Genomic DNA, 26967 nt, shown 5'->3' on the forward strand with positions numbered 1-26967 from the left:
ACACAGTCGCGATGCCGTGAGGAGCTGGATTAAAATGTCCGACGACGAGATCATCCTTTCCGAACTTTCCGACGACGAGTTGGTGCAGCAGATGCACGACGATCTCTATGACGGTCTGAAGGAAGAAATCGAGGAAGGCACGCGCATCCTGCTCGAGCGCGGCTGGGTCCCCTACAAGGTGCTGACCGAGGCGCTGGTCGAAGGCATGCGCATCGTCGGCGAGGATTTTCGCGACGGCATCCTGTTCGTGCCCGAGGTGCTTTTGTCCGCCAATGCGATGAAGGCCGGCATGTTCATCCTGCGCCCGCTGCTCGCCGCCACCGGCGCGCCAAAGCAGGGCAAGATGGTGATCGGCACCGTCAAGGGCGACATTCACGACATCGGCAAGAACCTGGTCGGCATGATGATGGAAGGCGCCGGCTTCGACGTCATCGACCTCGGCATCAACAACGCGGTCGAGAAGTATCTCGATGCGATCGAGCAGCACCAGCCCGACATCATCGGTATGTCGGCGCTGCTCACCACCACCATGCCCTACATGAAGGTCGTCATCGACACGATGAAGGAAAAGGGCATTCGCGACGACTATGTCGTGCTGGTTGGCGGCGCGCCGCTCAACGAGGAATTCGGCAAGGCCGTCGGCGCCGACGCCTATTGCCGCGACGCGGCGGTGGCGGTCGAGACCGCCAAGGACTACATGAAGCGCAAGCACAATGTGCGCGCTTCGGCCTGATCCAAGGCATCAGGATGAACCGAAAAAAGCCGCGCCTTGCAGCGCGGCTTTTTTGTTCCCAGATGAGGGACGTGGCTGCGGATCAATTGGCGACGGTGTCTTTGACCGCCCTGGCCGTCGATTTGACGTCCTTGCCGACGCCGCGGACCGTGTTCGCGCAAGCCGTAAGGGCCAGGGCGCAGGCAAGAATGGCAATAGGCGCTACGCGTAGCAGTTTCATGGACGGTGTCTCCCTCAATAGATAAACTAGCCCCATGGCAACAAAGGCCGGCTCGACTGGTTCCATCATGGCCAAGACACAGAAAATAAAACCGAATCAAGCCAAGAAGGTGCTCATCATCGCCTGCGGAATGATTGCGCGCGAGGTGTTGGCCGTCAAGGAACAGATCGGCCTGGATCACCTGGAGTTGACCTGTTTGCCGGCGGAATTTCATTTCCATCCAGACCGCATCGCGCCGGCGATGGACAAGGCGATCGAAAAGGCCAGGGCGGAAGGCTACGAACACATCTTCGTCGGCTATGCCGATTGCGGTACGGGCGGCCTGCTCGACCGCGTGCTGGAAAAGCATGGCGTCGAACGCATGGCCGGCCCGCATTGCTTTGCCTTCTACCAGGGCATGGACGCCTATGCGAAGGTCGCCGACGACGACATGATGTCCTTCTACATGACCGATTTCTTGTGCCGTCAGTTCGACGCCTTCTTCATGAAGCCGCTAGGCCTGGACAAGCACCCGGAGCTGATCAAGGACTATTTCGGCAATTACGAGAGACTGATCTATCTGGCGCAGACCGATGATCCGGAGCTCGACAAGGTCGCGGAAAAGGCCGCCACCCTGCTCGGCCTCGCCTACGAACGCCGCTCGACCGGCTATGGCGACCTGACGCCGGAGCTGGCGCGGGTGGCAATGAACGCCTGACAGCGTCAGGCTGCTTCTTCCGCCGCCAGTGCCGCCAGCACGTCGGCAAAGCTCGTCCTGCAAACAAAACCCAGCCTGTCCCTCGCCCGCGACGCGTCATAGACCCGGTCGATCGAGGAAAACATCGTCCAGCCCTTGCGCGCGTAGAGTGCCGGAAATTTGGGGAAATAACGGGCCACGACCGATGGAGCATCGGCGATCAGGTCCGCACAATCATTAGGTTGGAACGGCGTCGGCGCACAGACGATGAAGGTGTCGAAGCCGAGCTCGGGTGCCTTGTCCAACGCCGCGACATGCGCCCGCGCCGCGTCCTCCACCGTCAGCCGCCGGAACAGCAGTTCGTTCGCCTTGGTGTTGGCGTCCGACTGCTCGATCGCATGCGCCATGTCGTCGGCCTCGGGGAAGAAACGTGCGGTGCGCAGCACCACCACCGGCAACCCGTGCTGCAGATGATAGAGACGGCAAAGATGCTCGGCGGACAGCTTGGTCACCCCGTAGATGTTGCGCGGCTCCGGCGACATGTCCTCCGTCAGCCAGGCCGCCTTGCGCGCACCGCCCTTGAAGCCGTCGCGTATCGCCTGCGAGATCATCAGCGAGGTCGTCGACGTGAAGACGAAGCTTCGCACATTGGCCGCCACCGCCGCATCGAGCAGGTTTAGCGTGCCTTGCACGTTGGTCGCGATGAAATCGCTGTTGGCGTGGTTTTCGATGTTGGGCTTGTGCAGCGCACCGCTGTGGATGATGGCCTCGATCGGTTTTCACCGACGGCGCGCATGACGAACTCACGGTCGGCGATTGAACCGACGATGCGCGTTTCGGCCGATGGGACGGGATCGAGGCCGGTGACGTCATGTCCAAGCCCACGCAGGAGCGGCGCCAACGCGCTGCCCAGCCAACCCGACGACCCCGTAAGCAATATTCGCATGCGTCGCACCATGATTTTTGACCGTGACGCTGTTAAGCACGGATGACAGGCGCCAGCGACCCGGTAAGTTATGCACCAGACGTCGGCAGCGCCGTACCAGACAAAAACAGGAAATCCTTCGATGAACCTCCGCCCCTTGCTTGCCGTTGTCGGCCTGTTCTGCTGCACCTTGCCCGCCCTCGCCGACGGTCAGGTGCAGAAACTGATCACCGCCGCCGACAAGACGCGGCTCGACAAATATGGAGAGACCCGTAAGGCGGCACTCGCCGAGGCGAAGGCCGGCGCCCCCGCCGAGGTCAAACAGCTCGACACCTTGCTGGCCAAACCGCTGGTTGCCTTTTCCGACAAGGATCTCACCGGCAACTGGCGGTGCCGCACGATCAAGGTCGGCGGACTGAGCCCGCTCGTCATCTATGGCTGGTTCAAATGCAGGGTCACCGATGATGGCTCCGGCTGGCGGCTGGAAAAGATCAGCGGTTCGCAGCGCACCCAGGGTCGCTTCTTCGACGACGGCGACAAGCGCTCGATCTATCTTGGCTCCGGCTCCGTCAACGACGACCGGGCAAAGCCCTATGGCAGCGGCCCGCAAACCGACCAGGTCGGTTATGCCTTCCGCAACAGCGCCAAGGAATGGCGCATCGAATTCCCCGCGCCTTATTACGAATCGAAGCTCGACATCATGGAATTCAAGCGCTGAGCGGGGTCTTCATGCCCTGGTAAGGCTCCCGGCATACCAAGGATTAACCCGCCTGCCCTAGGGTCCGGCCATGTCAGCCGGTCCTTGGAGCATGGCAAGATCAATGGCAGCGTCGGAATCCAATCCGCGACCGATTGTCGTCGTCACCGGCGGCGGCGCGCATGTCTGGGCCATGATCAACGACCTCGCCGACCGGGTCGGCCCCGTCAGCGTCATCCTGGAAGTTCCTGAATCCAAAAAACAATTGCTGCGCGGCCGCGCCCGGCGCCAGGGCTGGATTTCCGCCATGGGCCAGCTCGGCACGATGGTGCTGAGCAGGCTTGGCAAACGGCTTAATGTCAAACATGCCGCCCGGTTGATTGCCGAGGAGAAGCTTGAAACGGAGCCACGGCAAGGTCAGGTCATCGTCCATGTGGCGTCCGCCGACGGGCCGGAATGTCTGCGGGCGATCGAGACGATCAAGCCCGGCGTCGTGCTGTTGAATGGCTGCCGGCTGATTTCCAGGGAGATGCTGGCCAAAATGCCTTGTCCGGTGCTCAACTATCATGCGGGCATCACGCCGAAATATCGCGGCATGAATGGCGGCTATTGGGCGTTGACGGCGGGCGATCCCGAAAATTTCGGCACCACCGTCCATCTGGTCGATGCGGGCGTCGACACCGGCGGCGTGCTGAAGCAGGTGCGCGGCAAGCCGAAACAAGGCGACACCATCTCTAGCTATGCACTGCGCCAGGCGGCGTTTTCGCGCGACATCTGCGTCGAGGCGGTCAGCGATGCGCTGGCCGGAAAACTCGCAACGTTCGATCCAGGGCTGCCAACGAAACAATGGTACCACCCAACGATCTGGTTCTATGTCTGGACAGGGCTGAGAACCGGCATCTGGTAGCGCATCCAGCGTCGGAAGCAGCGCAAACTCCGCCGCCATTACCGCTGCATTGACCCCGTCGCGACATGGGTCGCAAACGAATAAACCCACCTTTCATTTTACGACATCCAAATGCGTCGCTTTTGAATGCGCGCGCGTCGTCCCATAACAAGCAGCCTTACGACGCTTGCGGCAATGCTCGGAATATCGAGGAGCGAGAATTCATGGCCGATCTTATCGTCGTCTACTGGCGCGACATTCCTGCCCAGGTCATCGTCAGGAAAGGCCGGCAAAACGCCAAGCGCGAACTGCCGTTGCGCTTCACCGAGGCGATCGACATGTGCGCCATGCGCACCGGCGCCGGCGGCACCGACGACTATCTCGCCGAATGGCGCAAGGCCGATCCGGTTCCGGTGGGTGACGATCTCGAAGCCGAGGTCGAAAAGGCCTTCAACGAGCTCGACGCGAAATACGACCGCGAGCGGCTGGTCGCTCTGGTCAAGGCGGGCGGAAAAGAAAATGTCTGACGAGAACCCGGCGGTTACCCAGGCCACGCTGGTCAAGAAGGCAGCGCCGAAATCCGATTACAAGCCGGCCGACGTGTCGCCGCAGCGGCGCGTGCAACGCTCGTTTGCCGTGCGGCTGTGGTCGATCCGGCACTCCCGCCTGCTCGAATGGTTCTATGCCCGCTTCGCCGACACGTTCCTGATGCTGCATCCCTTGTGGAAGGGCATCGGCTATGGCCGCGTCGAGGCCCCGGTCAAATTCGTCGAGAAGCGCGTAAAGGGCTTCATGTTCGACTGCCGCATGTGCGGCCAGTGCATCCTGTCCTCGACCGGCATGTCGTGCCCGATGAACTGCCCCAAGCAATTGCGCAACGGCCCTTGCGGCGGCGTCCGCGCCAACGGCAATTGCGAGGTCGAGCCCAATATGCCCTGCGTCTGGGTCAAGGCCTGGGAAGGCTCGCGGAACATGGTCAATTCCGACAGGATCCTCACCGTGCAGAAACCGGTCGACCAGTCGCTGCGCGAAACCTCGGCCTGGCTGCGCGTCACCGCGCAGGCGGCGGCAGCCCGCGAAGCCGCTGACGCGCCAAAATCCGGAGCCGCCGCGTGACCGGCCCTCAGCGTGACGAGAACCCGGCCGGCATTCACCTGCCGCTCGATCCCCTGCCCGGCCATTCTTCGCGCGGCCGGCTGGAGCGCGTGCTGCGGCGCGGCGAATTCGCCGTCACCACCGAACTCAACCCGCCCGACAGCGCCGATCCGGAAGACGTCTACAACAGGGCCAAGATTTTCGACGGCTGGGTCGACGCGATCAACGCGGTCGATGCGTCCGGCGCCAATTGCCATATGTCTTCGGTCGGTATCTGCGCCCTTCTGACCCGCATGGGCTATGCCCCGATCATGCAGATCGCCTGCCGCGACAAGAACCGCATCGCCATCCAGGGCGATGTGCTGGGGGGTGCCGCCATGGGCGTCGCCAACATGCTGTGCCTGACGGGCGACGGCGTGCAGGCCGGCGACCAGCCCGGTGCCAAGCCGGTGTTCGATCTCGATTCCATGTCGCTGCTCGAAACCGTCCGCATCATGCGCGACAACGGCAAGTTCCTGTCCGGACGCAAGCTGACGACGCCGCCGCAGGTTTTCCTGGGTGCGGCCGTCAATCCATTCGCGCCGCCTTTCGACTTCCGCCCGATCCATCTCGGCAAGAAGATCGCCGCCGGCGCGCAGTTCGTGCAGACGCAGTATTGCTTCGACGTGCCGATGTTCAGGACCTTCATGCAGAAGGCGCGTGATCTCGGCCACACCGAAAAGGTGTTCATCCTGTGCGGCGTCGGCCCGCTGGCTTCGGCCAAGACGGCAAAATGGATCCGCTCCAACGTGCCGGGCATTCACATCCCTGACGCGGTGATCAAGCGGCTGGAAGGCGCTCAGGACCAGAAGAAGGAAGGCAAGCAGCTCTGCACCGACATCATCAACGAGGTGAAGGAAATCCCCGGCGTCTCGGGCATCCATGTGATGGCCTACCGCCAGGAGGAATATGTCGCCGAGATCGTCGATGAATCGGGCGTGCTGAAGGGCCGCCAGCCCTGGAAGCGGGAAATCCGCCGCGACGACCAGATGGTCGCCGACCGGCTCGACCGCATCCTGCACGACGAGATTACCGAAACCCAGGTGGACATGGTGAAGACCGCGCATTGAAGGCGCCGACGGTCACCATTCGCTTGATCAACAAGAGATAACGATATAAAGAACTCTTTATATCACGACGGAGAGATTTCATGACCCGGACCATCGTCGCCTCGGCGACACGAGAAATCATCATCGGCTTCGACCAGCCCTTCTGCGTGATAGGCGAACGCATCAACCCGACGGGGCGCAAGAAGCTCGCCGCCGAGATGGTGGTCGGCAATTTCGAGACCGTCATCAAGGACGCGCTGGAACAGGCCGCCTGCGGCGCGACCATGCTCGACGTCAATGCCGGCGTCACTTCGGTCAACCCGAACGAAACCGAACCTGGCCTTTTGGTGCAGACGCTGGAGATCGTGCAGGGCCTGGTCGACCTGCCGCTGTCGATCGACTCGTCGGTCACCGCCGCGATCGAGGCCGCGCTGAAGGTCGCCAAGGGCCGCCCGCTGGTCAACTCCGTCACCGGCGAGGAGGAAAAACTCGAGGCCATCCTGCCGCTGGTCAAGAAATACAACGTGCCTGTCGTCGCCATCTCCAACGACGAGACCGGCATCTCGATGGACCCGGACGTGCGCTTCGCCGTCGCCAAGAAGATCGTCCAGCGCTGCGCCGATTTCGGCATTCCGGCGCACGACGTCGTCGTCGACCCGCTGGTCATGCCGATCGGTGCGCTCGGCGATGCCGGCCGCCAGGTGTTCGCGCTGTTGCGGCGGCTCCGCGAAGAACTCAAGGTCAACACCACGTGCGGCCTGTCCAACATCTCCTTCGGCCTGCCGCACCGCCACGGCATCAACGCCGCCTTCATCCCGATGGTGATCGGCGCCGGCATGACCTCGGCGATCATGAACCCCGTGCGCCCACAGGAAATGGAAGCTGTGCGCGGCGCCAACGTGCTCAACGGCACCGACGAGAACTGCACCAACTGGATCCGCACCTACAAGGACTACAAGCCGGCCGAAGGCGGCCATGCAGTGGCGGCGCCCACGGCGGTAAACGCGCCGGGCGACGGCGGCGGCAATGGCGGCCGCCGGCGCGGTGGCCGTGAAGCCCGGATGGGTCGGGGATAAGCGCGCAATCGTGAATTCACCTGCAAACATTACCGATCCGCTCGTGCTGTTCATGCCGTCGGGCAAGCGCGGGCGGTTTCCTGTCGGCACGCCGGTGCTCGACGCCGCGCGCCAGCTCGGCGTCTATGTCGAAAGCGTGTGCGGCGGGCGTGCCACGTGCGGGCGCTGCCAGATCGAGGTGCAGGAAGGCAATTTCGCCAAGCACAAGATCACCTCCTCAAACGACCACATCTCGCCCAAGGGGCCTAAGGAAGAGCGCTACGAGCGCGTGCGCGGCCTGCCCGAACGGCGCCGCCTCTCCTGCTCGGCGCAGATCCTCGGCGATCTCGTCATCGACGTGCCGCAGGATACGGTCATCAACGCGCAGACCATCCGCAAGGATGCCGACACCAGGGTTATCGCCCGCGATACGGCGATCCGCATGTGCTATGTCGAGATCGAAGAGCCCGACATGCACAAGCCGCTCGGCGACCTCGACCGGCTCAAGATCGCGCTGATGAAGGACTGGGGCTTTAAAAACCTCGAATTCGACTTCTATCTGCTGCCGCAGGTGCAGGGCATATTGCGCAAGGGCAACTGGACCGCGACCGCCGCCATCCACAAGGATGCCGACAGCGACATAGCGCGCGTCATCGCGCTGTGGCCGGGTCTCAAGAACGAGGCCTATGGTCTGGCCTGCGACATCGGCTCGACCACCATCGCCATGCATCTGGTTTCGCTGCTGTCGGGCCGTGTCGCGGCTTCGTCCGGCACGTCGAACCCGCAGATCCGCTTCGGCGAGGATCTGATGAGCCGCGTCTCCTATGTGATGATGAACCCGGACGGCCGCGAAGGCATGACGGTTGCCGTGCGCGAGGCGATCTCCAGCCTGGCCGACAAGGTCTGCGCCGAAGGCAACGTCCAGCGCAATGACATCCTGGACAGCGTCTTCGTCGGCAATCCGATCATGCACCATCTGTTCCTCGGCATCGATCCGACCGAGCTTGGTGGCGCGCCCTTCGCGCTCGCCGTCTCTGGCGCCGTGCGCATCAAGGCCTCCGATATCGGCCTCAAGCTCAACCAGGGCGCGCGCCTCTACATGCTGCCTTGCATCGCCGGCCATGTCGGCGCGGACGCGGCGGCGGTCACGCTGTCGGAAGGCCCGCACCGCCAGGACGAGATGATGTTGATCGTCGACGTCGGCACCAATGCCGAAATCGTGCTCGGAAACCGTACAAGGGTCGTCGCGGCCTCCTCGCCCACCGGCCCGGCCTTCGAGGGCGCCGAAATCTCTGGCGGCCAGCGCGCCGCGCCCGGCGCCATCGAGCGCGTGCGCATCGATCCCGAGACGCTGGAGCCGAAATACCGCGTCATCGGCTCGGAATTGTGGTCCGACGAACCGGGCTTCCTCGACAGCGTGCAGGCGACCGGCGTCACCGGCATTTGCGGCTCCGGCATCATCGAGATCGTCGCTGAAATGTATCTCGCCGGCATCATCTCCGAGGATGGTGTCGTCGACGGATCGCTCGCCCTGCGCTCGCCGCGCGTCGTCGCCAACGGCCGCACCTTCTCCTATGTGCTGAAGGAAGGCTCCGACTCACTGCAGGAAGATGGGCCCAAGATCACCATCACCCAAACCGACGTGCGCGCCATCCAGCTTGCCAAGGCAGCCCTTTATGCCGGCACCAAGCTCTTGATGGAAAAGCAGAACACCGAGCATGTCGACCGCATCCATTTCGCCGGCGCCTTCGGCTCCTTCATCGATCCGAAATACGCCATGGTGCTGGGTCTCATCCCCGATTGCGATCTCGACAAGGTCTCGGCCGTTGGCAACGCCGCCGGCGCCGGTGCCCGCATGGCGCTGCTCAACCGCGGCTATCGCCGTGAGATCGAGGAGACGGTGAGCCAGATCGAAAAGATCGAGACCGCGCTGGAGCCGAAATTCCAGGAGCATTTCGTCTACGCCATGGCGCTGCCCAACAAGGTCGATCCGTTCCCGAAACTGTCGGCGGCGGTGAAGCTGCCGCCACGCAAGACGGTCAGCGAGGATGGCGTCGCCGGAGACGCCACCCCACGCCGGCGCTCGCGCGAAGGCCACGCGGCAAGACGCGGACGGGAATAAGAGCGCCGCGTGTTACAACGGGTCTAGGCACGGCGCCTTAGAGCAATTCCAGGAAAAGTGTGAAACGGTTTTCCCGGGAGAAGCGCGTAGCGCTTCCCCTTGGGGATTGCGTGAAAACAAAGAGTTGGAGCCGTTCGGCGATTCCGTGAAATGCGGAACGGCTCTAGGCCCGTGTTTCAGGTGGCGGCAAGCTCCTGGCGCGTGACGGGTTGAGAAACCTGGTGAGCGGCTTTTCAATCACCAGATAAAGCATGGCGCAAAGCGCAATGCTGACAATGGCGATCGTCGCGGGCTGCCAACCTGGCGGAACCCCGAGCCGCAATGTGATGCCGGTGACCGCGACAACCACCAGCACATGCCAGATGTAAATCGAATACGAGGCATTTCCGAAAAATGTGAACAAGGCCATTGGTCTGAACGGTTTGGCGCGCTCGGCGAAAACCGCGCCGGCAACGACCAGCGTCGCCGGAATACCCCAACGCAGGACCCGTGGCATTTCCGGGTCGAGCATCTGGGCCGCCACCAGCAAGAGCAATCCCCCAGCAACCAGCGACAGCGCCAACACAAGCTGGAGCCGAACATCCTTCATCCACAGCCGCCCGACGACGACGCCGGCCGCGAACTCCAGGACGATGGGAGAGGTAAACGCCTCCGGATAACCCTTCAGCAGCAGCAGGTTCAACACGACTATCAAGCTCAGCACGCCAATCAGCGCGGCAAAACGCAGCTTCTCGCCCAGCAAGAGAGCCAAGGCGAAAATGACGTAAAACATCATTTCATAACACAGCGTCCAGCCCTGGATCACCACGGGATGAAGGGATCCATCCTGCAGGACCGGAAGAAACAACAGCGAGCCTACAAAATTCGTGGGGCTCAACACATGCCCGAAGAGAAATTGCGGCTTGAGGAAAATTGCCAGGGCGGTCAGCAGCGTGACAATCCAGTAAAGCGGCACGATACGAACGATCCGTCGCCACATGAAACGCTGTGGATCGACAGGGCGATTGACCGTGGTCACCCACATGATGAAACCGCTGATGACAAAAAACAGGTCGACGCCTGCCGCGCCAACACGGAACGGACCGCCGAACTGCTCGCTGATGTGAAAGAAAACCACCGCGAAGGCGGCGAGGCCTCGTAGATATTGGATACTATGGATGTCATTCACGCCCGACACTCCTACCAACCTAAATTAGCACCTCCAAATGCTGCAGTGCACAATAGCGAATATCGCCCCCCCTTTGTCAACGCGGTAAAACTTAAAGTAGAAGGGAGGCTTTGCTTTTGCTCGTTCCAGCGCGGCCGACGGGGTACCGCTCAGGGTGCCGACCCCCGACAATTTCATTTGCATGCAAATGTTTCCGGATCGGCTGATCTGGAAACCAAAACGCTGTTTTCGTGAAATTCACCAGATACATGGCGGGCGCATTCAGCGGACGTCGAGCGGCGGCCGGGAATAGTCTTCGGCCGCCGCTGCTCTTCAAGGGAGAAGAAAATGTCGATGTTCGAGAATCTCGGCCGCTTCGGTGTGGCCATCAGGCGGACCCATGCCAGGAACAGGGCGATCCGCGCGCTGAACAATCTGCCGGCACATGTCCAGAAGGATATCGGTTGGCCGGCCTTGCCGCCGAGCGACCCGCAGGCGGCACTCACCTCGTTGCTGCTGGGCACGTCGCGCTGATGACCTTCGCCGACAATGCAGACTGCTCGGCAGGCGCCGGGACCCGCGCACGGTTCCGGCCACCAGCACCCGGCTGCGCGCGGCCCTTCTGCCGCGCCGCTGACCTCTGGTGCAAGAGCAACGTTTATCACAGCGACGTGTGGACACAGCGTAAAGCTTGACATTTCGCGGCAGGACACGATCTTGAGATAGTGGGGGTTCTCTTAGTCGGCTGCAGCCGAAGTTCGTGTATCCGCATGCCAAGTTTGAAAAGCCACGTCGTGTCCTTCGTGCTCAGGCATAGCCGCAAGAAGGCTTTTTCCAGCCCGGAAAACCTGCAGCGCTGGATCGCCTATGCACGCAAGACGGAAGATCATCATCCGCCGGCCTTGCTGCGCCAGCGTTTCGACATCACGACGCGCACCGTCGACGGCTTCCCGGTCTACGAGATCGCCGCAAGGGCTGGCGAGCGCAAGCGGATACTGTATTTGCATGGCGGCGCCTATGTCTTTGAAATAACGGCCTATCACTGGCACCTGATCGCTGACATGGCGGATCGGCTGGGCTACGGCATCACGGTACCGATCTATCCAATCGCGCCCGAACATGATTTCCACGCCATGTTCGGCATGGTCGGCGACGTCTACCGCCGGATGCTCGACGAGACCGAAGCCGAGGATATCGTCTTCATGGGCGATTCCGCCGGCGGCAACATGGCCGTGGTGCTGACGATGATGGCGGCCGAGGAAGGTTTGCCGCTGCCGTCGCGCCATGTGCTGATTTCGCCAGGGCTCGACATGTCGCTTGCCAATCCCGAAGTGTTCGAGGCGGAGCGCAACGACCCTTGGCTGGGCATTCCAGGCGGACTCGAGGCGATCCGCATGTACAGCGCCGGCATCGACCGCCGCGATTGGCACATCAGCCCGCTCTACGGCAACCTCTCAGTCCTGCCCAAGACCCTGCTTTTGACCGGCTCGCACGATCTGCTCAGCCCGGACAATCTGATCTTCGCAGAGAAGGCGCGTGCCGCCGGCGTCGAGGTCGATGTCGTCTACGAGGAAGGCATGTTCCACGTCTGGCCGTTGATCGACATGCCGGAATCGCGACGCGCGCGCGACCGCATAGCCGCCTTTCTGCGCCCGCAGCCCGCGCATGGCCGTTCCGAAAGAAAACGCATGGCCGGACCGGGCTGGCAGTCCGCCGAGGCCGCGAAATAGCAATTCCTGGAAACGCTGAACCGCTCTACGGCCTGATCCGGCGTTCGGCCGGATCAGAACTTGCCGGTTTCCCGGAACACTTCGAAGGTCGCGCGGATATGGTCGGCGACGGCCTTGACCGGCGCGCTGGCGTCCGGCGCCACCACCATGGCCAGATTGTAGGTACCGATATCGGGCATACCGTCCTTCGGGCAGAGTTCGACCATGTCGTTGCCGAGGAACGATCGCGGCAGCGGCGCCACCGCGAGGTCGGCCATGATGGCGGCGCGCTGGCCGGCCGTATGCGCGCTCATATAGGCGACGCGGTAGTTGCGGCCCTCGCGGCCCAATGCCTCGAGCGCACCGGCCCGCCAGGCGCAGCCCTCTTCCCACAATGACACCGGCAGCGGTTCGCGCAGATGCGCGCAGCCGCCCTTGGCGCCGGCCCACACGATCGGTTCGGTCAAAAGCACCTCGGCGCCGAGCGCGCTGGTCTTGTAGGAGTTTGTCAATAGCGTGATGTCGAGCGCGCGGTCATCCATGCGGCGGCGCAGATTGCTGCTCTGGTCGATGGTGACGTCGACGGCGATCGAGGGATGCGACTGCGCGAAGCGCTTCAGCACATGCGGCAGCACACGCTCGCCATAGTCGTCCGGCGACCCCAGCCGCACCACGCCGACAATGTCGGGAATGATGAACTTCGACACCACCTCGCGGTTGATCGACAAAAGCCGGCGGGCATAGCCGAGCAGCATTTCGCCGTCCGTGGTCAGCGTCACCGAACGCGCGTCGCGCGCGAACACCGAGCGGCCGAGAATGTCCTCCAGCTTCTTTATCTGCATGGAGACAGCCGACGGCGTGCGGAACACCGCATTGGCCGCCGTGGTGAAACTGCCGGTCTCGGCAATCGCCACGAAGGTGCGCAAAACGTCGAGGTCGAGCAGCGGCAGCGGATGATTAAGCGGGGCGTTCATGGCGATTAGCCTTCAATTTTTCTGATACAAAGCATCATTCCATTTCGTTTGATTGAACATCAGATCAGGAGCATAGTCAACTCCATCGAAGCAGCATGCTGCCAAAGCGGTCACCAAACGACCATGACGCGGACCTGCATTCGACGTGAAATGAAGCTGTAACAGACCTGACGTAAGGCATTGCCGGCGCCTCCCGCGCCGCAGCAAAGGAGATCGATATGTCTATCCTCTCGTCCCTCGGCCGCATCGCGACCGAATTCAACGCGGCCCGCGCCCGCTACCAGACCGAACGCGCCATCCGTTCCCTGCCGATCGAGTTGCAGAAGGATATCGGCTGGCCGGAAGCTTCCGACACCAAGACCGGCATTCGCAATGGCGTCGGATCCTGGGCTGGAGCAAAGTAGATCGTGTGTACCCCATGCTGAAGGCCTGCCGCGCAACCCGCCCGGCAGGCCTTCTCTATTTTATTTGTATTCAAACGAATTCAGGAGCCATGCCGCCGTTGCATGGCGCATATGAGCAAGCCGCATAGCAGCTCATTTTTCAGACTAAACCGCTGTAAACATTGGCAAATGCGGGGTGATCCACCCCTAAGCCGCCCAAATTTGTCGCATTCGGTGTCGCTTTTCATATCAAGCGCTTCGCTTTTGCGATTTAGTTTCCGCTCACACAAGCCTATATCACCGTCAGCAAACGAGCTGCCCCACTCCATCAAGCGAAGGCGACCCGTTTAGAGCGACGTGCGTCCAACTGGAGGCACAAAGTACGCTCTAACACTTTGAGTCTGCGCATCGTGCTTTCCGAAAATTCGATTTTCGGGACGATCCGCGAGCAACCGATTGGAGATGATCATGAAGCTTTTTGCCCGCCTCTTCGCCCGCCGCGAAATGAACCTGACCACCGCTCTCGAGCGCCAGCGCCTCGCCAACACCATGCCCGGCCAGACCGGCGCGATGGCCGCGGCCCGTCTTGGCTTCGTCGCCTGACCCTTTTTCGAGGCAGCGCGTCCCTGCCGCTGCTTTAAGACTGTAGCGCCGCCTGGCTCCGGCCAAGGCGGCGTTTTTGTTGCCTTTTGCCCGCCGCCTGAACAGTCGGCGCTGCTTCCCGGGGGCATCGCGCACAGCAATTGCCCATTTGCGACCCATGTCGCAAATATAATCCCGCTCAGCCAGCGTAGCCGATTGACAAGCATGGTTTTTCCTGATGTCGCTATGCTATTCGCGACATCCTGTTCGCGTCATGGCCAGATGAGGTTCCCCGTGAACGCCGTCAAGCATCCGATCAAGCGATCGTTTGTGTTCTTCCTTGTTCCCGATTTTACCATGATCGCTTTTGCGACCGCGCTCGACCCGCTGCGCTCCGCCAATCGGATGCTCGGCTATGAGGCCTATCGCTGGCGCCTTGCCAGCATCGACGGCAAGCCGGTGCGCGCCTCCAACGGCGTCGAATGCGCCGTCAACACCTCGCTGGAGGAGGAACGCAAGAAGATGGCGGGGCCGGATCGCCCCAACATGGCCATCGTCTGCAGCGGCATCAATGTCGAGCGCTACCAGAATAAGTCGGCCTTTGCCTGGCTGCGTGAGGAATACAATCGCGGCGTTGCGGTCGGTGGCCTGTGCACGGGTGCGCATATCCTCGCCGCTGCCGGGCTGTTGTCGAACAAGCGCTGCGCCATCCATTGGGAAAACCTGCCGGGCTTTTCCGAGGCCTTCCCGAAAGCCAATGTCTTTGCCGACCTGTTCGAGATCGACCAGAACATCTACACCTGCGCCGGCGGCACCGCCGCGCTCGACATGATGCTGAAGCTGATTGGCGACGATTTCGACGAGAGCCTCGTCAACCGGGTCTGCGAGCAGGTGCTGACCGACCGCGTGCGCAGCCCGACCGACCGCCAGCGCCTGCCGCTGCGCGCCCGGCTCGGCGTGCAAAACTCCAAAGTGCTGACCATCATCGAGCTGATGGAGGCCAATCTCTCCGAGCCGCTGTCGCTGATCGAGATCGCCGACCATGTCGACCTGTCGCGCCGCCAGATCGAGCGCCTGTTCCGCACCGAGATGGGACGCTCGCCGGCCCGCTACTATCTGGAAATCCGCCTCGACCGCGCACGGCATCTCTTGATCCAGTCGTCGATGCCGGTGGTCGAGGTGGCGGTCGCCTGCGGCTTCGTCTCGGCCTCGCATTTCTCCAAATGCTACCGCGAGCTCTATGCCCGCTCGCCGCAGCAGGAACGCGTCGACCGCAAGCAGCTGCTGGCGGCCTGATCGGACAGGGTCCTGATCAACCCTCGGCCGGCTGCACTTGCGCCGTCCGCATCGCCTCGACGCGGATGTCCTCGGTCAGCCGCGCCTTCAGCGCAGAGAATTCGGGACTGGTCTTCAGCGTGTAATGGCGCGGATGCGGCAGGTCGATGGCGACATCCGACTTGATGCGGCCGGGCCTCGCCGTCATCACGATCACGCGCGAGGCCATGAAGATCGCTTCCTCGATGTCGTGGGTGACGAACAGCACCGTCTTCTTGCGCCTTTCCCAGATGCCGAGCAGCAACTCCTGCATCAGTCCGCGCGTCTGGTTGTCCAGCGCCCCGAACGGCTCATCCAGCAACAGGATTTCCGGATCGTTGGCCAAGGCGCGGGCGATCGCGGTGCGCTGCTGCATGCCGCCCGAAAGCTGCTTCGGCCAATGGTTCTCGAACCCTTTCAGCCCGACGAGATCGACATAGGACGCGACGATGCCGTCCCGCTCCTTCTCGGCCATGCCGCGTTCGCGCAGGCCGAAGGCGATGTTTTCCGCCACTGTCAGCCAGGGAAACAGCGTGTAGGACTGGAAGACCATGCCGCGGTCCGGCCCGGGCCTCGTCACCGCCTTGCCGTCGAGCAGCACGCGGCCTTCGCTTGGCGCCTCCAGACCGGCGACGATCCTCAGCAGCGTCGACTTTCCGCAACCCGACGGCCCCAGGATGGTGATGAAGTCGTTGGCGGCGACCGCCAGGTCGATCGGCATCAGCGCCCTGACGGGCTCTCCGCCCCGCACGCCGGCGAAGGTTCGCGAGACGCCCTCGATGAGGAGCTTGCTCACGCCAGGCTCCACGGAAAGAGCCAGCGGTTGAAGGCCTTGAAAGCGAAGTCGGAGAGCAGCCCGATCAGACCGATGACGATGATGCCGAAGATGATCTGCCCGGTCGCCAGCCGCGATTGGCTGTTGATGATCATGTAGCCGATGCCTGACGACGAGCCGATCAGTTCGGCGACGATGACGTAGGTCCAGGCCCAGCCGAGCACCAGCCGCAGCGTCTCGGCGATCTCGGGCGCGTTGGCCGGCATGATCACCCGTCTGACGATGCCATTGTTGGTCGAGCCCAGCGTATAGGCGGCCTCGACAAGGTCACGCCGCGTCGACCCGACCTTGACCGCGACGATCAGGATGATCTGGAACACCGAGCCGACGAAAATGACCAGCAGCTTCTCCAGTTCGCCGATACCCGCCCACAGGATGAGCAGCGGAATGAAGGCCGACGCCGGAAGATAGCGGGCAAAGGAGACGAACGGCTCCAGAAAGGCTTCCACCGGCTTCCAGGCGCCCATGGCGATGCCGAGCGGCACCGCGACGACCGAGGCCAGCACGAAGCCGCCGAAGACCCGCCAGATGGTGATCAGTATGTCGAGCCAGAAACGATCCTCGACCAGCAGCCGCCAGCCATCCCGCAGCATCGACAGCGGATCGGCGAGGAAGATGCGGTTGACGTGGCCGCCAAGCGTGATCCAGGCCCAGAAGGCCACGAACAGCACGAAGAAGGAAATGCCGAGCACGGTTCGCAGGCCCGGGGAGACAGGATGCAAGGGGCGCATCTTCGTCCTTTGTCAGCGGCAAGGCGGCGGCGCTCGGCGCCACCGCAAAGTGTCCAAGGGTTGAACCGTCAATTCGCCACGGCGCTGATGTCGGCCAGCGTGGCGACGTCGGGCGCCTCCTTGATCAGACCCATCTGCAGCAGCAACTCGCCGGCGGTCTTGGAAAAGTCCTGGAACTCCTTGGTGAAGAACGTCTTGTTCTCGGCCTTGTCGGCCCATTTCAGATACTTCGCCGAATCCTCGAATTCCTTGGCCGACTGCTTCACGTCGGCGCCCATGATCTCGTAGGATTTCTGGGGATCCTTCTTGATCAGGTCGAGCGCGTCGAAATAACTGTCGGCCAGTGCCTTGGCGGCGTCGGGATTGGCCTTGAGGAATTCGGGCGTGCAGCCGACCGTGTCGAGAACCATGGGATAGTCGAGCGTGGTCGCCAGGATATGGCCCTGGTCGGCCTTGTCGCGCACGGCCGAGATGAAGGGCTCGTAGGTGACCGCCGCATCGTTCTGGCCGGCGAGGAAGGCTTGCGCCGCCGCGTCGGGCTCGAGATTGACGACCGTCACGTCCTTGGTCGACATGCCGTTCTTGTTCAGCACCCAGGCCAGCATGAAATAGGGCGACGTTCCCGGGGCGGAGGACGCCACGTTCTTGCCCTTGAGATCGGCGACGGTCTTGATGTCGTTGCGCACCACGATGCCGTCGGCGCCATAGGATTTGTCAAGCTGGAAAATCTGCTTGGTGGTCACCCCGCTGGCGTTCCAGACCAGCCATGTCTCGACCGTGGTGGCGGCGCATTGCAAGTCGCCGCTGGCCATGGCGAGCGGACGACTGGCCTGCGGCACCTTCTTCAAGGTTACGTCGAGGCCATGCTTCTCGAACAGCCCCGCCTGCTTGGCAAGCGTCAGCGGCGCGAAGCCGGTCCAGCCGCTGATGCCGATGGTGAGTGATGTGGCGGCCATGGCCGGCGCGGACAGACCGGCGGCAAGTGTCAATGTCGCGGCAAGGACGGCGATCCTGTTCATATCAGTTCCCCTTTTGTTTCTCTGGGGCAAATTGTTCACAGACGCCAATCGGCTTGTCAATCAACAGGAACGTGTTCGGCGACACCGGCAGCACGCGGTAACCTGGTTTGGAATTGCTCTAGCGGCTGTCGGGCATCCAGTTGCGGTTGCGCCACATTTTCTCGCCGATCTCGCAGTCGGTGGCCGGCTTGTCCTGCGCCAGCACCACTGGTGGATGATTCGCCTCCTCCGCCGCCCATAGCGGTGACGCCGGACCGGCAAGCTCCAGCACCAGCTTGCGGCGGATGGCCTCGGGAAATTGCGTCCAGTCGTTGACCGGGATCATGAAGGCGCCGGCGCCGCCGATAACGCAGTCGCTGTAGTAGCGGTCGAGATCGTTGACATCATAGACGCCGGAAAAACCGCCTCGCGTCATCAGCGGCAGACCGTTGATGACGATGCCTTGCCTGACCACCGCGTCGCGGGTGAGATTGACCGGCGCGCCCTGGTTGTTTGGCCCGTCGCCCGAAATGTCGATGACGCGCTTGGTTCCCTGGTAGCCGCTTTCGGCGAAAAGGTCGCTGCCGAACTCCAGCGCGCCGGAGATCGAGGTGCGCCGCGCGCTGTTGGGTGGCTGGGCCGACAATTGCGCCACCACCCGCTCCGCGTCGGCCCGCGTCGCGATCATCGTCCACGGCACGATGACGCGTTGCCAGTTGGTGCCAGCCCATTCGACATAGGTGACGGCGATCTTGCCATAGGCGCCGTCGGCGATCGCCTGCAGCACATTGTCATGCGTCAGCGCTGCCGCGTAGCCGTGACGCTGGATCTCGAGCTCGTCCGGCGACATCGACAGCGAAACGTCGACCGCCAGCACCAGCTCGACATCGACCGGCTCGTCGGCGCGGGATCCCGGCACCAGCCAGAGCGTCAGCGCCAGGGCAGCGCAGCCGGAAAGCAGATGTCTTGCGCGGGGGAAAGCAGACATTCCGCAAGGGTAAGCGAAAACAGCCCGGTTAAAAAGACAAAAGCCCGGCTCCAAACCAGGCTTTTGCGATCAGTCCATTATTCCACCGGGCAAATCAGCTCCGCGGCTTCAGATTTTCCGGATCGTAGAGCGGCTTGTAGCCGACACCGGCGACTTCAACCGGATAGGTCTCGCCAAAATACTCGACATTCAGTTTGCGGCCCTCCTGCGCATAGGCCCAGGGCAGATAGGCGAGCGCTATGTTCTTGCCGATGGTCGGGCCATAGGCGACCGATGTGGTGAAGGAACGGCGGCCAAGTTCGTCGACCAGCGTTTCTCCGCTCTCGGGGTCGATCACCGGCATGATGCCGACGGGATAACGGGCAACACCCTTGGAATCCGTATTCTCGGTCATCACCAGCGTGCACAGCATGGCCGGCTGATTTGCGCGTTCGCGGTATTCGACATGCTTGGCCTTGCCGCAGAAATCATTCTCCTTGACCTTCGGCCGGGCGAGATCGGCTTCCAGCAGATTGTACTCGGTCAACAGGTCGGCATTCTGCAGCCGCAGGCTCTTCTCCATGCGGCGCGTGTTGGCGTAGGTCTCGACGCCGAACGGCATCACGCCGGTCGAGCGCAGCGCGTCCCAGACGGCCAGACCATCCTCGTAGCGCATATGCAGCTCCCAGCCCTGCTCGCCGACATAGGAGATACGGAAGGCGGTGACATCCTTGCCGCCGATGCGGACCGGCTTGATCGCCGCGAATGGAAAATTCTCCGGCGAAAGTCCATCCGGGTTCTCGACCACCTTCTGCAAGGTGGTGCGGGCGTTCGGCCCCCATATCCCGATGGTGACGTACTTCTCGGTCACATCGGTGATGGTGACGTCGAACCCTTTGTCCTGCGCGGTGCGCTGCATGTAGCGGAAGTCGCGCGGCCCGGCGTCGGCGCCGTCGATCAGCCGGCAGCGATCGGCCATGCGGATCACGGTGAAGTCGGCGCGCACCATGCCTTCCTCGTCGAGGAAGTGGGTGTAGATGCCCTTGCCGATATTGTTGTCGCCGCCGATCTTGGCCGCGCACAGCCATTCCAGCAGCGCGACGTGGTCGGGTCCCTCGATGTCATACATCGAGAAATGCGAGAGGTTGACGATGCCGCAATCCTCGCTCATCGCCAGATGCTCGGCATTGGACACCCGCCAGAAATGGCGGTTGTCCCACTCGTTCTCGCGCACCGGTACCCGGTTGCCGTACTTCTCGAGCAGATGCTCGTTGGCGGCGTAGCCGTGGGCGCGCTCCCAGCCGCCGAGTTCCATGAAATAGCCGCCGAGTTCCTTCTCGCGCTCCCAGAAGGGCGAGCGCCTGATGTTGCGGCCCTTGGAGAAAGGTTCGCGCGGATGCACCGCCGGATTGTAGACCTTCATCGCCGTTTCGGTGCAGCGATCCCAGATGAACTGTTCCTTGGTCTGGTGCGGATAGAAACGCGCATAATCGATGGCGTGGTGGTCGATCGCGGTGCGGCCGTCGGTCATCCAGTCGGCGATCAGCTTGCCCATGCCAGGGCCGTCCTTGACCCAGATGGCGACGGCGTACCAGAGACCCCTCACCTTCTGGCTCTCGCCCATCGACGGCCCGCCATCGGCGGTCACCTGCAGCAAGCCGTTGAAGGAATGGCCTTCATTGTAGCCGAGTTCGCCCAGGATCGGCGTCAGCTCCATGGCGCGTTCGAGTGGTGCCAGGATCTGCTCCATGTCGAGATCGCGCTGCGACGGCGACAGCCGCGCCTGGTCCTTCTCAAGCAGATCGCGCGGGTGGCAGAGGCGCGGATTGGTCTCTTCGTAATAGCCCCACTCGATCTGGCCGCCCTCGGCGGTCTTGGGGTCGCCGGTGTCGCGCATATAGGCCGAGTTGCCCTGGTCGCGCAGCAGCGGCCAGCCGATCTCCTTGCCGGTGCCGGCGAACTCGGTGTAGGGCCCGAAGAAGGTCAGCGGGTGGTCGATCGGCATGACCGGCAGGTCCTCGCCCACCATCTCGGCGATCAGCCGGCCCCAGATGCCGGCGCAGACAATGACGTAATCGGCCTCGATCGTGCCGCGGTCGGTCACCACGGCGCTGATGCGGCCGTCCTTGGCGACAAGCGACTTCGCAGGCGTGTTGGCGAAGGATTTGAGCTTGCCCGAGGCTTCCGCCTGATCGACCAGCTTGCCGGCAACCGTCTGCGAGCGTGGGATGACGAGGCCGGCGTCCGGATCCCACAGGCCGCCCTGCACCAGATCCTCTTCTATGAGCGGGAATTTTTCCTTGATCTCGGCGGGCTCGATCAGGCGCGCGCGGGTGCCGAAGGCCTTGGCCGAAGCGATCTTGCGCTTGATCTCGTCCATGCGCCCGTCGTCGCCGACGCGGGCGACCTCGAGGCCGCCGACACGCGCGTAATGGCCCATCTTCTCGTAGAAATCGATGGAGTAGAGCGTCGTCCAGCAGGACAGGAAATCGTGGCTGGTGGTGTAGCAGAAGTCCGACGCATGCGCGGTCGAGCCGATATCGGTCGGGATGCCCGACTTGTCGATGCCGACAATGTCGGTCCAGCCGCGTTCGATCAGATGATGGGCGATCGACGCGCCCACGATGCCGCCGAGGCCAATGATGACGACCTTCACCTTTTTCGGAAACTCTGCCATTGCCCGCGACTCCAAAGTGCTGTTGCGGGCGGCGTCGGCGCCCGTCTGATCGGCGCACAATATGCAGGCGGCGGGCACGGCGCTACCGCCTGTTTGCGACACGCCGCAGGTGCGGCGCGACCCGTCATAAATCAGGGAAAACGGCTGCCTGTCAGGCAAACGCCCAGACATCCTCGGCCTGGAAACCGACCTGGTAGCCCGCCGTCTTCAGCTTGACAACGACCTGGCCGATTTCTGCCGCTGGTAAAGCGCCGACCTCGACCTTGATCATGCCGGGACGGTAACGCTTCAGGTCGAGCTGTTCGAAGACGATCCAGTCGGCGCCTTCGCAATCGACGAGGAAGGCGTCGATGTGGCTGATGCCGTTGCGGTCGAGCAATGTCTGCAACGTCTCCGACGGCACCTCGATGTCTTTCAGATGCGGCGCGAACTTGTTGAAGTTGGCGTCGGCCTCGCCCCAGGCATTCTTGCCGGACATCAAATTGGTGTCGGTCACCGATGAGCAGCCAATGAATTCGATCGGCAGCGTGCCGGCCTCCAGCGCCGCGGCATCGAAAGTATGGACGGTGATCGTGCCCCTGGTTTTCGTCACCGCCACCGGCTCGATGATGAAACGCCCGGTATCGGGATAGTTGGCGCGCAGCCGCTTCTGATTGTAGGGGATCGGCTCGACCAGCATGGCGCGGGCTTTGGGAATGCGGTGCAGCCAGGGCGTCACGTCATCGAACAGCGCGCCATCGCAGGCGCCGACATTGACCATCTGGAATGGCCGGCCGCCGCCGCCGAAGCGTGCCTTAAGCGCCGCCTTGGCCAGGAACTTGGTGCCGCGCAGCGACGGCCCGCGATCGAGCAAGCCGGCTGGAAGGCCAAGCGACAGGGCAATGCGCGCCAGATTGGAAACCGAACTCATGATTTGTCTCCTGATAGGACGTGCAAGGCGGCGCGGTGCTGGCCGCGGGTGACCGCTGCCCACAACGCCATGAAGGGTGGCGCCAGCAGCAGAAATGGCGGGATCAGATGCGGGAAATAGATACGCGTATCGTGGATCGGGAAGACGGTGAATTTGGCCAGCGCGCCGAGCACCAGCGCCGCGAACAGGATGCCGGCGCGGCGGTCGAGGCGGAAGCCAGCGCGGCCGGCCGCGAACCAGCCGGCCAGCGCCAGCACCGAAACCCCGACCCATCTGTTCAGGTTGACGGCGCGTAGCAGCGATGCGGAGAACGCCTTGAGATAGGCGATAAGCGAAAACGCCGGCTCGAACCCATCCATGTCGTAGTGTTGCTCGATGCTGGAGAACCACAGATGTGGCCACCAGCCAGGATGATGAGCCCAGTGCGAAATGGCGAAATACGCGACGAAAGACGCGGCGAAACCGGCCAGCGCGCCCCAGGCCTTCTGCCGGAAGGCGACCAGCAATATCGCGAAAATCGCAAGGAAAACAATATTGTCCGGCCGCACCATGAAGGCCAGGAAGAGCAGGATGGCCGTTGCCGCCTCGCGGCCTCGGACATAGGCATAGAGACCACCCAGCAAGAGCGCTGACGTGAGCAGGTCCGGTGTCGAAGCGCGCGCGGCGTCGCCGAAATCGGCCATGATCAGAACCGCGCCGATCACCGGCGCCAAGGCCAACGCCTTTTCCCCGCGCAGCCAGAGCAATGTGATGGCACCAAACAGGAGCACCGAGAACACCTGCACCAGGCGCATCGCCGCGACCGGTGACATCACCGCGCTTAGCGTCGACAGGATCTCGGCGTAGAGAAACTTGATCCGGTACATGCCGAGCAGCGAATGGAAGTCGGCCGCATTCTCAGCCATATGGCTGCGGAAGCCGCCGCCATCGTCGGTCAGCGCCTTGTAACCGCCGGCCGAGACACCCGATTTGACGGTGTCGTAGGCATAGTCATGCAGCGCCTGGGGATTGGGGTAGGTGCCCTCCTCCGATATGGCGAGATAGGGCAGCATGTCCCAGTTGGCGTCGGGCATCACCCAGGCCGTGAACGCCGTCAAAAGGATATAGAGCGCGAAGGCCGCCGCGCCGATCGGAGCCGCCAGCCGCGCATAGGTCCCCTCGCCCCACGCCAGACCGGTCTCGACGAGCCGGTCGAGTGGATTTTGCGGAGCGGGCGACTTGGTCAGCATGACAGTGTTCCGCAAACCTCGTTAACGGACCTGGCTTTTGACGAAGTCCTTCACGATCGACACGATGCCGCGCGACAACAGGCTGTCGAAGGCATCGACGAAGCGGTCGACATGTTCGCGCTGGCAGATCAGCGGCGGCTCGAGCCGGATGACGTTACGGTTGTATTCGGTGAAGGCGACAAGCACGTCATAGTCGCGCAGGAGCAGCGCGCCGACGAAGCCGGACAGCGAGCCCTTGAGCTTGTCGTCGAGCACGCTGACGACCGGGCGCAGCACCATCGGCAAGGTCTGCGAGAAGTCGTGGAACTCCAGGCCGATCATGAAGCCCTTGCCGCGCACGTCCTTGATGATCTTGGGATATCTTTCCCTGAGCGCCTGCAGGCGCTGCAGCAGATAGTTACCGGTGACGGCGGCGTTGTCGATCAGCCCCTCATCGTAGAGCACGTTGATGCCCTCGATCGCGGTGGCGCACGCCTCGCCCATGCCGCCGAAAGTGGCCATGGCATGGATCATCGCCGTCTTCGGCGTGCCGTAGGCCTTCATGTAGATTTCGCGGCGCGCGATCATCGCACCGACCGCGGCCTTGCCGGCGCCAAGCGATTTGGCCAGTGCCGTCACGTCAGGCACGACGCCATAATGCTCGAAGGCATAGAAGCGGCCCGAGCGGCCATAGCCGCACTGGACTTCGTCGGCGACCCACAGCACGCCATACTGGTCGCACAGCGCCCGCAGCTTTTGCCAATACTCAGTCGGCGCCTGGATGATGCCGCCGCCGCCCTGGATGGTTTCGAGCACGATGACGCCGATCTCCGGATCGGTACGGAACAGGCGTTCGACCGCCTCGATGTCGCCGAAGGGAATCCGCACGGTATTGTCGGCCATCTTGAAGTCGGCGCGGTAGAGCTGGCCGTCGGTGATGCCCAGCACACCCTTGGTCTTGCCGTGGAAGGAATTCTCGGCATAGACGATCTTCGGCCGTTTCGGGCCGGCGGCACGCTCGGCGAGCTTCACCGCCGCTTCCATCGCTTCCGAACCGGACGAGCCCAAAAACACCATGTCGAGATCGCCAGGTGAGCACTTCGCGATATTGTGCGCCAATGCCGCCGCGTATTGCGACATGAAGGCGATGGCGATTTCCTGGCGCTTCTCCTCCTGGAACTGCTTCCGCGCCTCTAGGATGCGCGGATGGTTGTGGCCGAAGGCCAGCGAGCCGAAGCCGCCGAAGAAATCGAGGATCTTGCGACCGTTCTGGTCGATGTAGAACATGCCCTCGGCACGCTCGATCTTGATCTTGTGGAAGCCGAGCAGCTTCATGAAATGCAGCTGGCCGGGGTTGAGATGTGCTTTGAACAGATCCGTCATGCGCGCGACGTCCATCGCCTTGGCCTGCTCGACGCTGATCAGGTCGGGCTTGGCGACGGTGGCGGGCGACAGCGCCGGCGCGCTGACCAGGGTGCGCGCATTCGTCTGCTCGGGTTTAGCCATCACGGTCATTTCAATCTCCTGTCCGCGCTACGACCAGCGTCGTGCGCCATAAAACTGTTTGGCGGGCCGCTATTCGGCGGGCACATGTTGGCGGCGACGGCGGGACCCGCCTTCTTGGCGCGGTATTCGCTATAGGCGGCGATCAGCATGTCCTCGTCGCGATATTGGGGCACCCAGCCGAGCTGGCGCTCGGCCTTGGACACGTCGAGCACGCAGTCCTCGTCGGCGATCAGATATTGCTCCGGATCCATGATCGGCATGTTCATGAGATCGAGCAGGTCCAGCGTGCGCTTGACCGCCCAGCCTGGCGTTGGCAACAGGATCGACTTCGAACCGGCATGCCGGATCAGGTCGCCAAGCAATTTCTTCACCGGCGGCGGGTTGAGCGAGCCGAGATTATAGGCCTCGTTGGGGACACCGGCCTTCCAGGCGGCGCGGGCGGCCTCGGCGCAGTCGAACACCGAGATGAACTGATAGGGGTTCTTGCCCGAACCGATCATCGGCACCGGAAGGTTCCAATCGATCAGCTTGAACAGCTTTTCCAATATGCCGAGCCGGCCGGGCCCGATGATCAGGCGCGGCCTGAACAGCGAGATCGACATGCCGCGCTTGCGCCATTCGGCGGCCAGTTCCTCGGTCTTCTGCTTCGACCAGCCATATTCGCCGAGCGGCGCGACCGTATGCTCCTCGGTCATCGGCTGGGTGACCGTGTGGCCGTAGATCATGTCGGTCGTGTAGTGGACAAGTTTTGGCGCGCCGGCCTTGTCCATGGCCTGCATGATGTGCTCGGTGCCATGGAAGTTGACCGGGAAGAAGAAGTCATGCCGCTTGGCCCGCACCTGGATCGGCGACAGCATCTTGGCCGACAGATTGTAGACCATATCGTCTGCCTTCAGCCCGACGGCGGCGACCGACGCGGAATCCGTGACATCGCACTTGATGAAGCGGGCATTGCGGTAATGCGCAAGGTCGCTCTTGACGATATCGGCGACGACGACCTCTTCACCATCCGCCACAAGCTTCGGGGCAAGGTGGCGGCCGACGAAGCCGTCACCGCCGAAAATCACATGTCTCATCGAACGGTCTCGTTTGCAGGGATCTTGTCTGATGTGATGGAAGCGGTCTGGTCCTCATGCCCTCGGCCACTTTGCGCGATCAGCACCGTACCGACGCAGATGAAGGCGATGCCGGCGATGCGCCAGCCATTGAGATCCTCGCGGAAGACGAAATAGGCGAAGATGGCGACGGCCACGTAAGCCAGGCTGAGGAAGGGATAGGCAAAGGAGAGTTCGACCTTGGACAGCACATAGAGGTGCGAGGCCATCGAAATCACGAAGGTGCACAAGCCAAGGAAGACCCAGGGGCTGAAGACGATCTGCAGCAGCTTGATCAACGGATTGGTGCCCTCGAATGAAATGGGGCCAAGCGACATCATGCCCTGCTTCAGCATGAGCTGCGCAGCGGCATTGGTCATGACCGTAAAGAGAATGAAGACGATATATTTCATTTCAACCCGCCAACCCGTAATC

The 26967-nt window shown here is 62.5% G+C and carries 26 protein-coding genes and 2 pseudogenes; 14 read left to right on the forward strand and 14 right to left on the reverse strand.

Going from position 1 to position 26967, the window contains the following annotated elements; genetic code table 11:
* Positions 1–34 precede the first annotated feature (34 nt).
* Positions 35–733, forward strand: a complete 699-nt coding sequence (locus LB564_RS04650) for a corrinoid protein (RefSeq protein ID WP_140701704.1) — start codon at positions 35–37, stop codon at positions 731–733.
* An 82-nt stretch (positions 734–815) separates the two neighbouring features.
* On the opposite strand, the gene LB564_RS04655 is transcribed toward LB564_RS04650, so the two are convergent.
* The gene (locus LB564_RS04655; RefSeq protein WP_140701705.1) at positions 816–953 is read right to left on the reverse strand and encodes an entericidin A/B family lipoprotein; all 138 of its coding nucleotides are present in this window, start codon (positions 951–953) and stop codon (positions 816–818) included.
* Between the two features lie 67 nt (positions 954–1020).
* Here LB564_RS04655 and LB564_RS04660 point away from each other — a divergent pair, with 67 nt between their 5' ends.
* Positions 1021–1650 (forward strand): DUF1638 domain-containing protein, encoded by a 630-nt coding sequence (locus LB564_RS04660; RefSeq protein ID WP_224535430.1) that lies wholly within the window; start codon positions 1021–1023, stop codon positions 1648–1650.
* Between the two features lie 5 nt (positions 1651–1655).
* Here LB564_RS04660 and LB564_RS04665 read toward each other — a convergent pair.
* Positions 1656–2575, reverse strand: a pseudogene (locus tag LB564_RS04665) (NAD-dependent epimerase/dehydratase family protein).
* 121 nt (positions 2576–2696) lie between these two features.
* On the opposite strand from LB564_RS04665, the gene LB564_RS04670 reads away from it, so the two are divergent.
* The 7 genes from LB564_RS04670 to LB564_RS04700 all read left to right on the forward strand — a co-directional run bounded on the left by LB564_RS04670 (position 2697) and on the right by LB564_RS04700 (position 9497).
* Positions 2697–3272 carry a DUF4893 domain-containing protein gene (locus tag LB564_RS04670; protein WP_224535314.1) on the forward strand — a complete coding sequence of 192 codons (576 nt, stop codon included), beginning with the start codon at positions 2697–2699 and terminating at the stop codon, positions 3270–3272.
* Between the two features lie 103 nt (positions 3273–3375).
* Entirely contained in the window at positions 3376–4158 is a 783-nt protein-coding gene (locus tag LB564_RS04675; RefSeq protein WP_224535315.1) for a formyl transferase, read from the forward strand.
* A gap of 203 nt (positions 4159–4361) precedes the next feature.
* The gene (locus tag LB564_RS04680; protein WP_224535317.1) at positions 4362–4664 is read left to right on the forward strand and encodes a virulence factor; all 303 of its coding nucleotides are present in this window, start codon (positions 4362–4364) and stop codon (positions 4662–4664) included.
* Complete coding sequence (locus LB564_RS04685; RefSeq protein ID WP_224535319.1) at positions 4657–5253, forward strand: methylenetetrahydrofolate reductase C-terminal domain-containing protein; 597 nt, start codon at positions 4657–4659, stop codon at positions 5251–5253. Before LB564_RS04680 ends, LB564_RS04685 begins: the two co-directional genes overlap by 8 nt.
* A complete protein-coding gene (locus LB564_RS04690; RefSeq protein ID WP_140701712.1) occupies positions 5250–6341 on the forward strand; it encodes a methylenetetrahydrofolate reductase in 1092 nt (363 codons plus the stop codon). Before LB564_RS04685 ends, LB564_RS04690 begins: the two co-directional genes overlap by 4 nt.
* Positions 6342–6421: 80 nt before the next feature.
* The gene (locus LB564_RS04695; RefSeq protein ID WP_224535322.1) at positions 6422–7396 is read left to right on the forward strand and encodes a methyltetrahydrofolate cobalamin methyltransferase; all 975 of its coding nucleotides are present in this window, start codon (positions 6422–6424) and stop codon (positions 7394–7396) included.
* Complete coding sequence (locus LB564_RS04700; RefSeq protein WP_224535323.1) at positions 7347–9497, forward strand: ASKHA domain-containing protein; 2151 nt, start codon at positions 7347–7349, stop codon at positions 9495–9497. The genes LB564_RS04695 and LB564_RS04700 overlap by 50 nt, the downstream gene beginning before the upstream one ends.
* A 163-nt stretch (positions 9498–9660) precedes the next feature.
* Here LB564_RS04700 and LB564_RS04705 read toward each other — a convergent pair whose 3' ends face one another.
* Complete coding sequence (locus LB564_RS04705; RefSeq protein ID WP_224535325.1) at positions 9661–10665, reverse strand: acyltransferase family protein; 1005 nt, start codon at positions 10663–10665, stop codon at positions 9661–9663.
* A gap of 327 nt (positions 10666–10992) precedes the next feature.
* Here LB564_RS04705 and LB564_RS04710 point away from each other — a divergent pair, with 327 nt between their 5' ends.
* Both LB564_RS04710 and LB564_RS04715 read left to right on the forward strand, forming a co-directional pair.
* Entirely contained in the window at positions 10993–11178 is a 186-nt protein-coding gene (locus LB564_RS04710) for a hypothetical protein (RefSeq protein ID WP_224535327.1), read from the forward strand.
* Between the two features lie 236 nt (positions 11179–11414).
* Positions 11415–12374, forward strand: a complete 960-nt coding sequence (locus LB564_RS04715; protein ID WP_224535329.1) for an alpha/beta hydrolase — start codon at positions 11415–11417, stop codon at positions 12372–12374.
* A gap of 53 nt (positions 12375–12427) precedes the next feature.
* Here the strand turns inward: LB564_RS04715 and LB564_RS04720 are convergent, their stop codons facing one another.
* Positions 12428–13327: a LysR substrate-binding domain-containing protein gene (locus tag LB564_RS04720; RefSeq protein ID WP_015317416.1), complete on the reverse strand. Its 900-nt coding sequence runs from the start codon at positions 13325–13327 to the stop codon at positions 12428–12430.
* 218 nt (positions 13328–13545) lie between these two features.
* On the opposite strand from LB564_RS04720, the gene LB564_RS04725 reads away from it, so the two are divergent.
* The 3 genes from LB564_RS04725 to LB564_RS04730 all read left to right on the forward strand — a co-directional run bounded on the left by LB564_RS04725 (position 13546) and on the right by LB564_RS04730 (position 15588).
* Positions 13546–13731, forward strand: coding sequence for a hypothetical protein (locus LB564_RS04725; protein ID WP_027145885.1), 186 nt, complete (start codon positions 13546–13548; stop codon positions 13729–13731).
* A gap of 447 nt (positions 13732–14178) precedes the next feature.
* The gene (locus LB564_RS31465) at positions 14179–14313 is read left to right on the forward strand and encodes a hypothetical protein (RefSeq protein WP_013894968.1); all 135 of its coding nucleotides are present in this window, start codon (positions 14179–14181) and stop codon (positions 14311–14313) included.
* Positions 14314–14574: 261 nt separating this feature from the next.
* Complete coding sequence (locus LB564_RS04730) at positions 14575–15588, forward strand: GlxA family transcriptional regulator (RefSeq protein ID WP_263491614.1); 1014 nt, start codon at positions 14575–14577, stop codon at positions 15586–15588.
* A 16-nt stretch (positions 15589–15604) separates the two neighbouring features.
* Here LB564_RS04730 and LB564_RS04735 read toward each other — a convergent pair whose 3' ends face one another.
* The 10 genes and pseudogenes from LB564_RS04735 to LB564_RS04780 all read right to left on the reverse strand — a co-directional run bounded on the left by LB564_RS04735 (position 15605) and on the right by LB564_RS04780 (position 26945).
* The gene (locus LB564_RS04735) at positions 15605–16402 is read right to left on the reverse strand and encodes an ABC transporter ATP-binding protein (protein ID WP_224535331.1); all 798 of its coding nucleotides are present in this window, start codon (positions 16400–16402) and stop codon (positions 15605–15607) included.
* A complete protein-coding gene (locus LB564_RS04740) occupies positions 16399–17172 on the reverse strand; it encodes an ABC transporter permease (RefSeq protein ID WP_140701718.1) in 774 nt (257 codons plus the stop codon). The genes LB564_RS04735 and LB564_RS04740 overlap by 4 nt, the downstream gene beginning before the upstream one ends.
* A 68-nt stretch (positions 17173–17240) precedes the next feature.
* The gene (locus LB564_RS04745) at positions 17241–18191 is read right to left on the reverse strand and encodes an ABC transporter substrate-binding protein (protein WP_224535333.1); all 951 of its coding nucleotides are present in this window, start codon (positions 18189–18191) and stop codon (positions 17241–17243) included.
* 118 nt (positions 18192–18309) lie between these two features.
* A complete protein-coding gene (locus tag LB564_RS04750; RefSeq protein WP_224535335.1) occupies positions 18310–19158 on the reverse strand; it encodes a DUF1194 domain-containing protein in 849 nt (282 codons plus the stop codon).
* Positions 19159–19252: 94 nt separating this feature from the next.
* Positions 19253–21814, reverse strand: a complete 2562-nt coding sequence (locus LB564_RS04755) for an FAD-dependent oxidoreductase (RefSeq protein WP_224535337.1) — start codon at positions 21812–21814, stop codon at positions 19253–19255.
* A 151-nt stretch (positions 21815–21965) separates the two neighbouring features.
* Positions 21966–22724, reverse strand: a complete 759-nt coding sequence (locus LB564_RS04760; protein ID WP_224535340.1) for an FkbM family methyltransferase — start codon at positions 22722–22724, stop codon at positions 21966–21968.
* Complete coding sequence (locus tag LB564_RS04765) at positions 22721–23953, reverse strand: glycosyltransferase 87 family protein (protein ID WP_224535342.1); 1233 nt, start codon at positions 23951–23953, stop codon at positions 22721–22723. The genes LB564_RS04760 and LB564_RS04765 overlap by 4 nt, the downstream gene beginning before the upstream one ends.
* 21 nt (positions 23954–23974) lie before the next feature.
* Positions 23975–25447 (reverse strand): aspartate aminotransferase family protein, encoded by a 1473-nt coding sequence (locus LB564_RS04770; RefSeq protein ID WP_411910210.1) that lies wholly within the window; start codon positions 25445–25447, stop codon positions 23975–23977.
* An 89-nt stretch (positions 25448–25536) separates the two neighbouring features.
* Positions 25537–26514, reverse strand: a pseudogene (locus LB564_RS04775) (NAD-dependent epimerase/dehydratase family protein); the annotation flags it as partial.
* Positions 26511–26945, reverse strand: coding sequence for an EamA family transporter (locus LB564_RS04780; RefSeq protein ID WP_140701726.1), 435 nt, complete (start codon positions 26943–26945; stop codon positions 26511–26513). The gene LB564_RS04780 and the pseudogene LB564_RS04775, both read right to left, overlap by 4 nt.
* Positions 26946–26967 lie beyond the last annotated feature (22 nt).

The sequence above is a fragment of the Mesorhizobium sp. ES1-6 genome, assembly GCF_020164775.1.
Classification (GTDB): Bacteria; Pseudomonadota; Alphaproteobacteria; order Rhizobiales; family Rhizobiaceae; genus Mesorhizobium.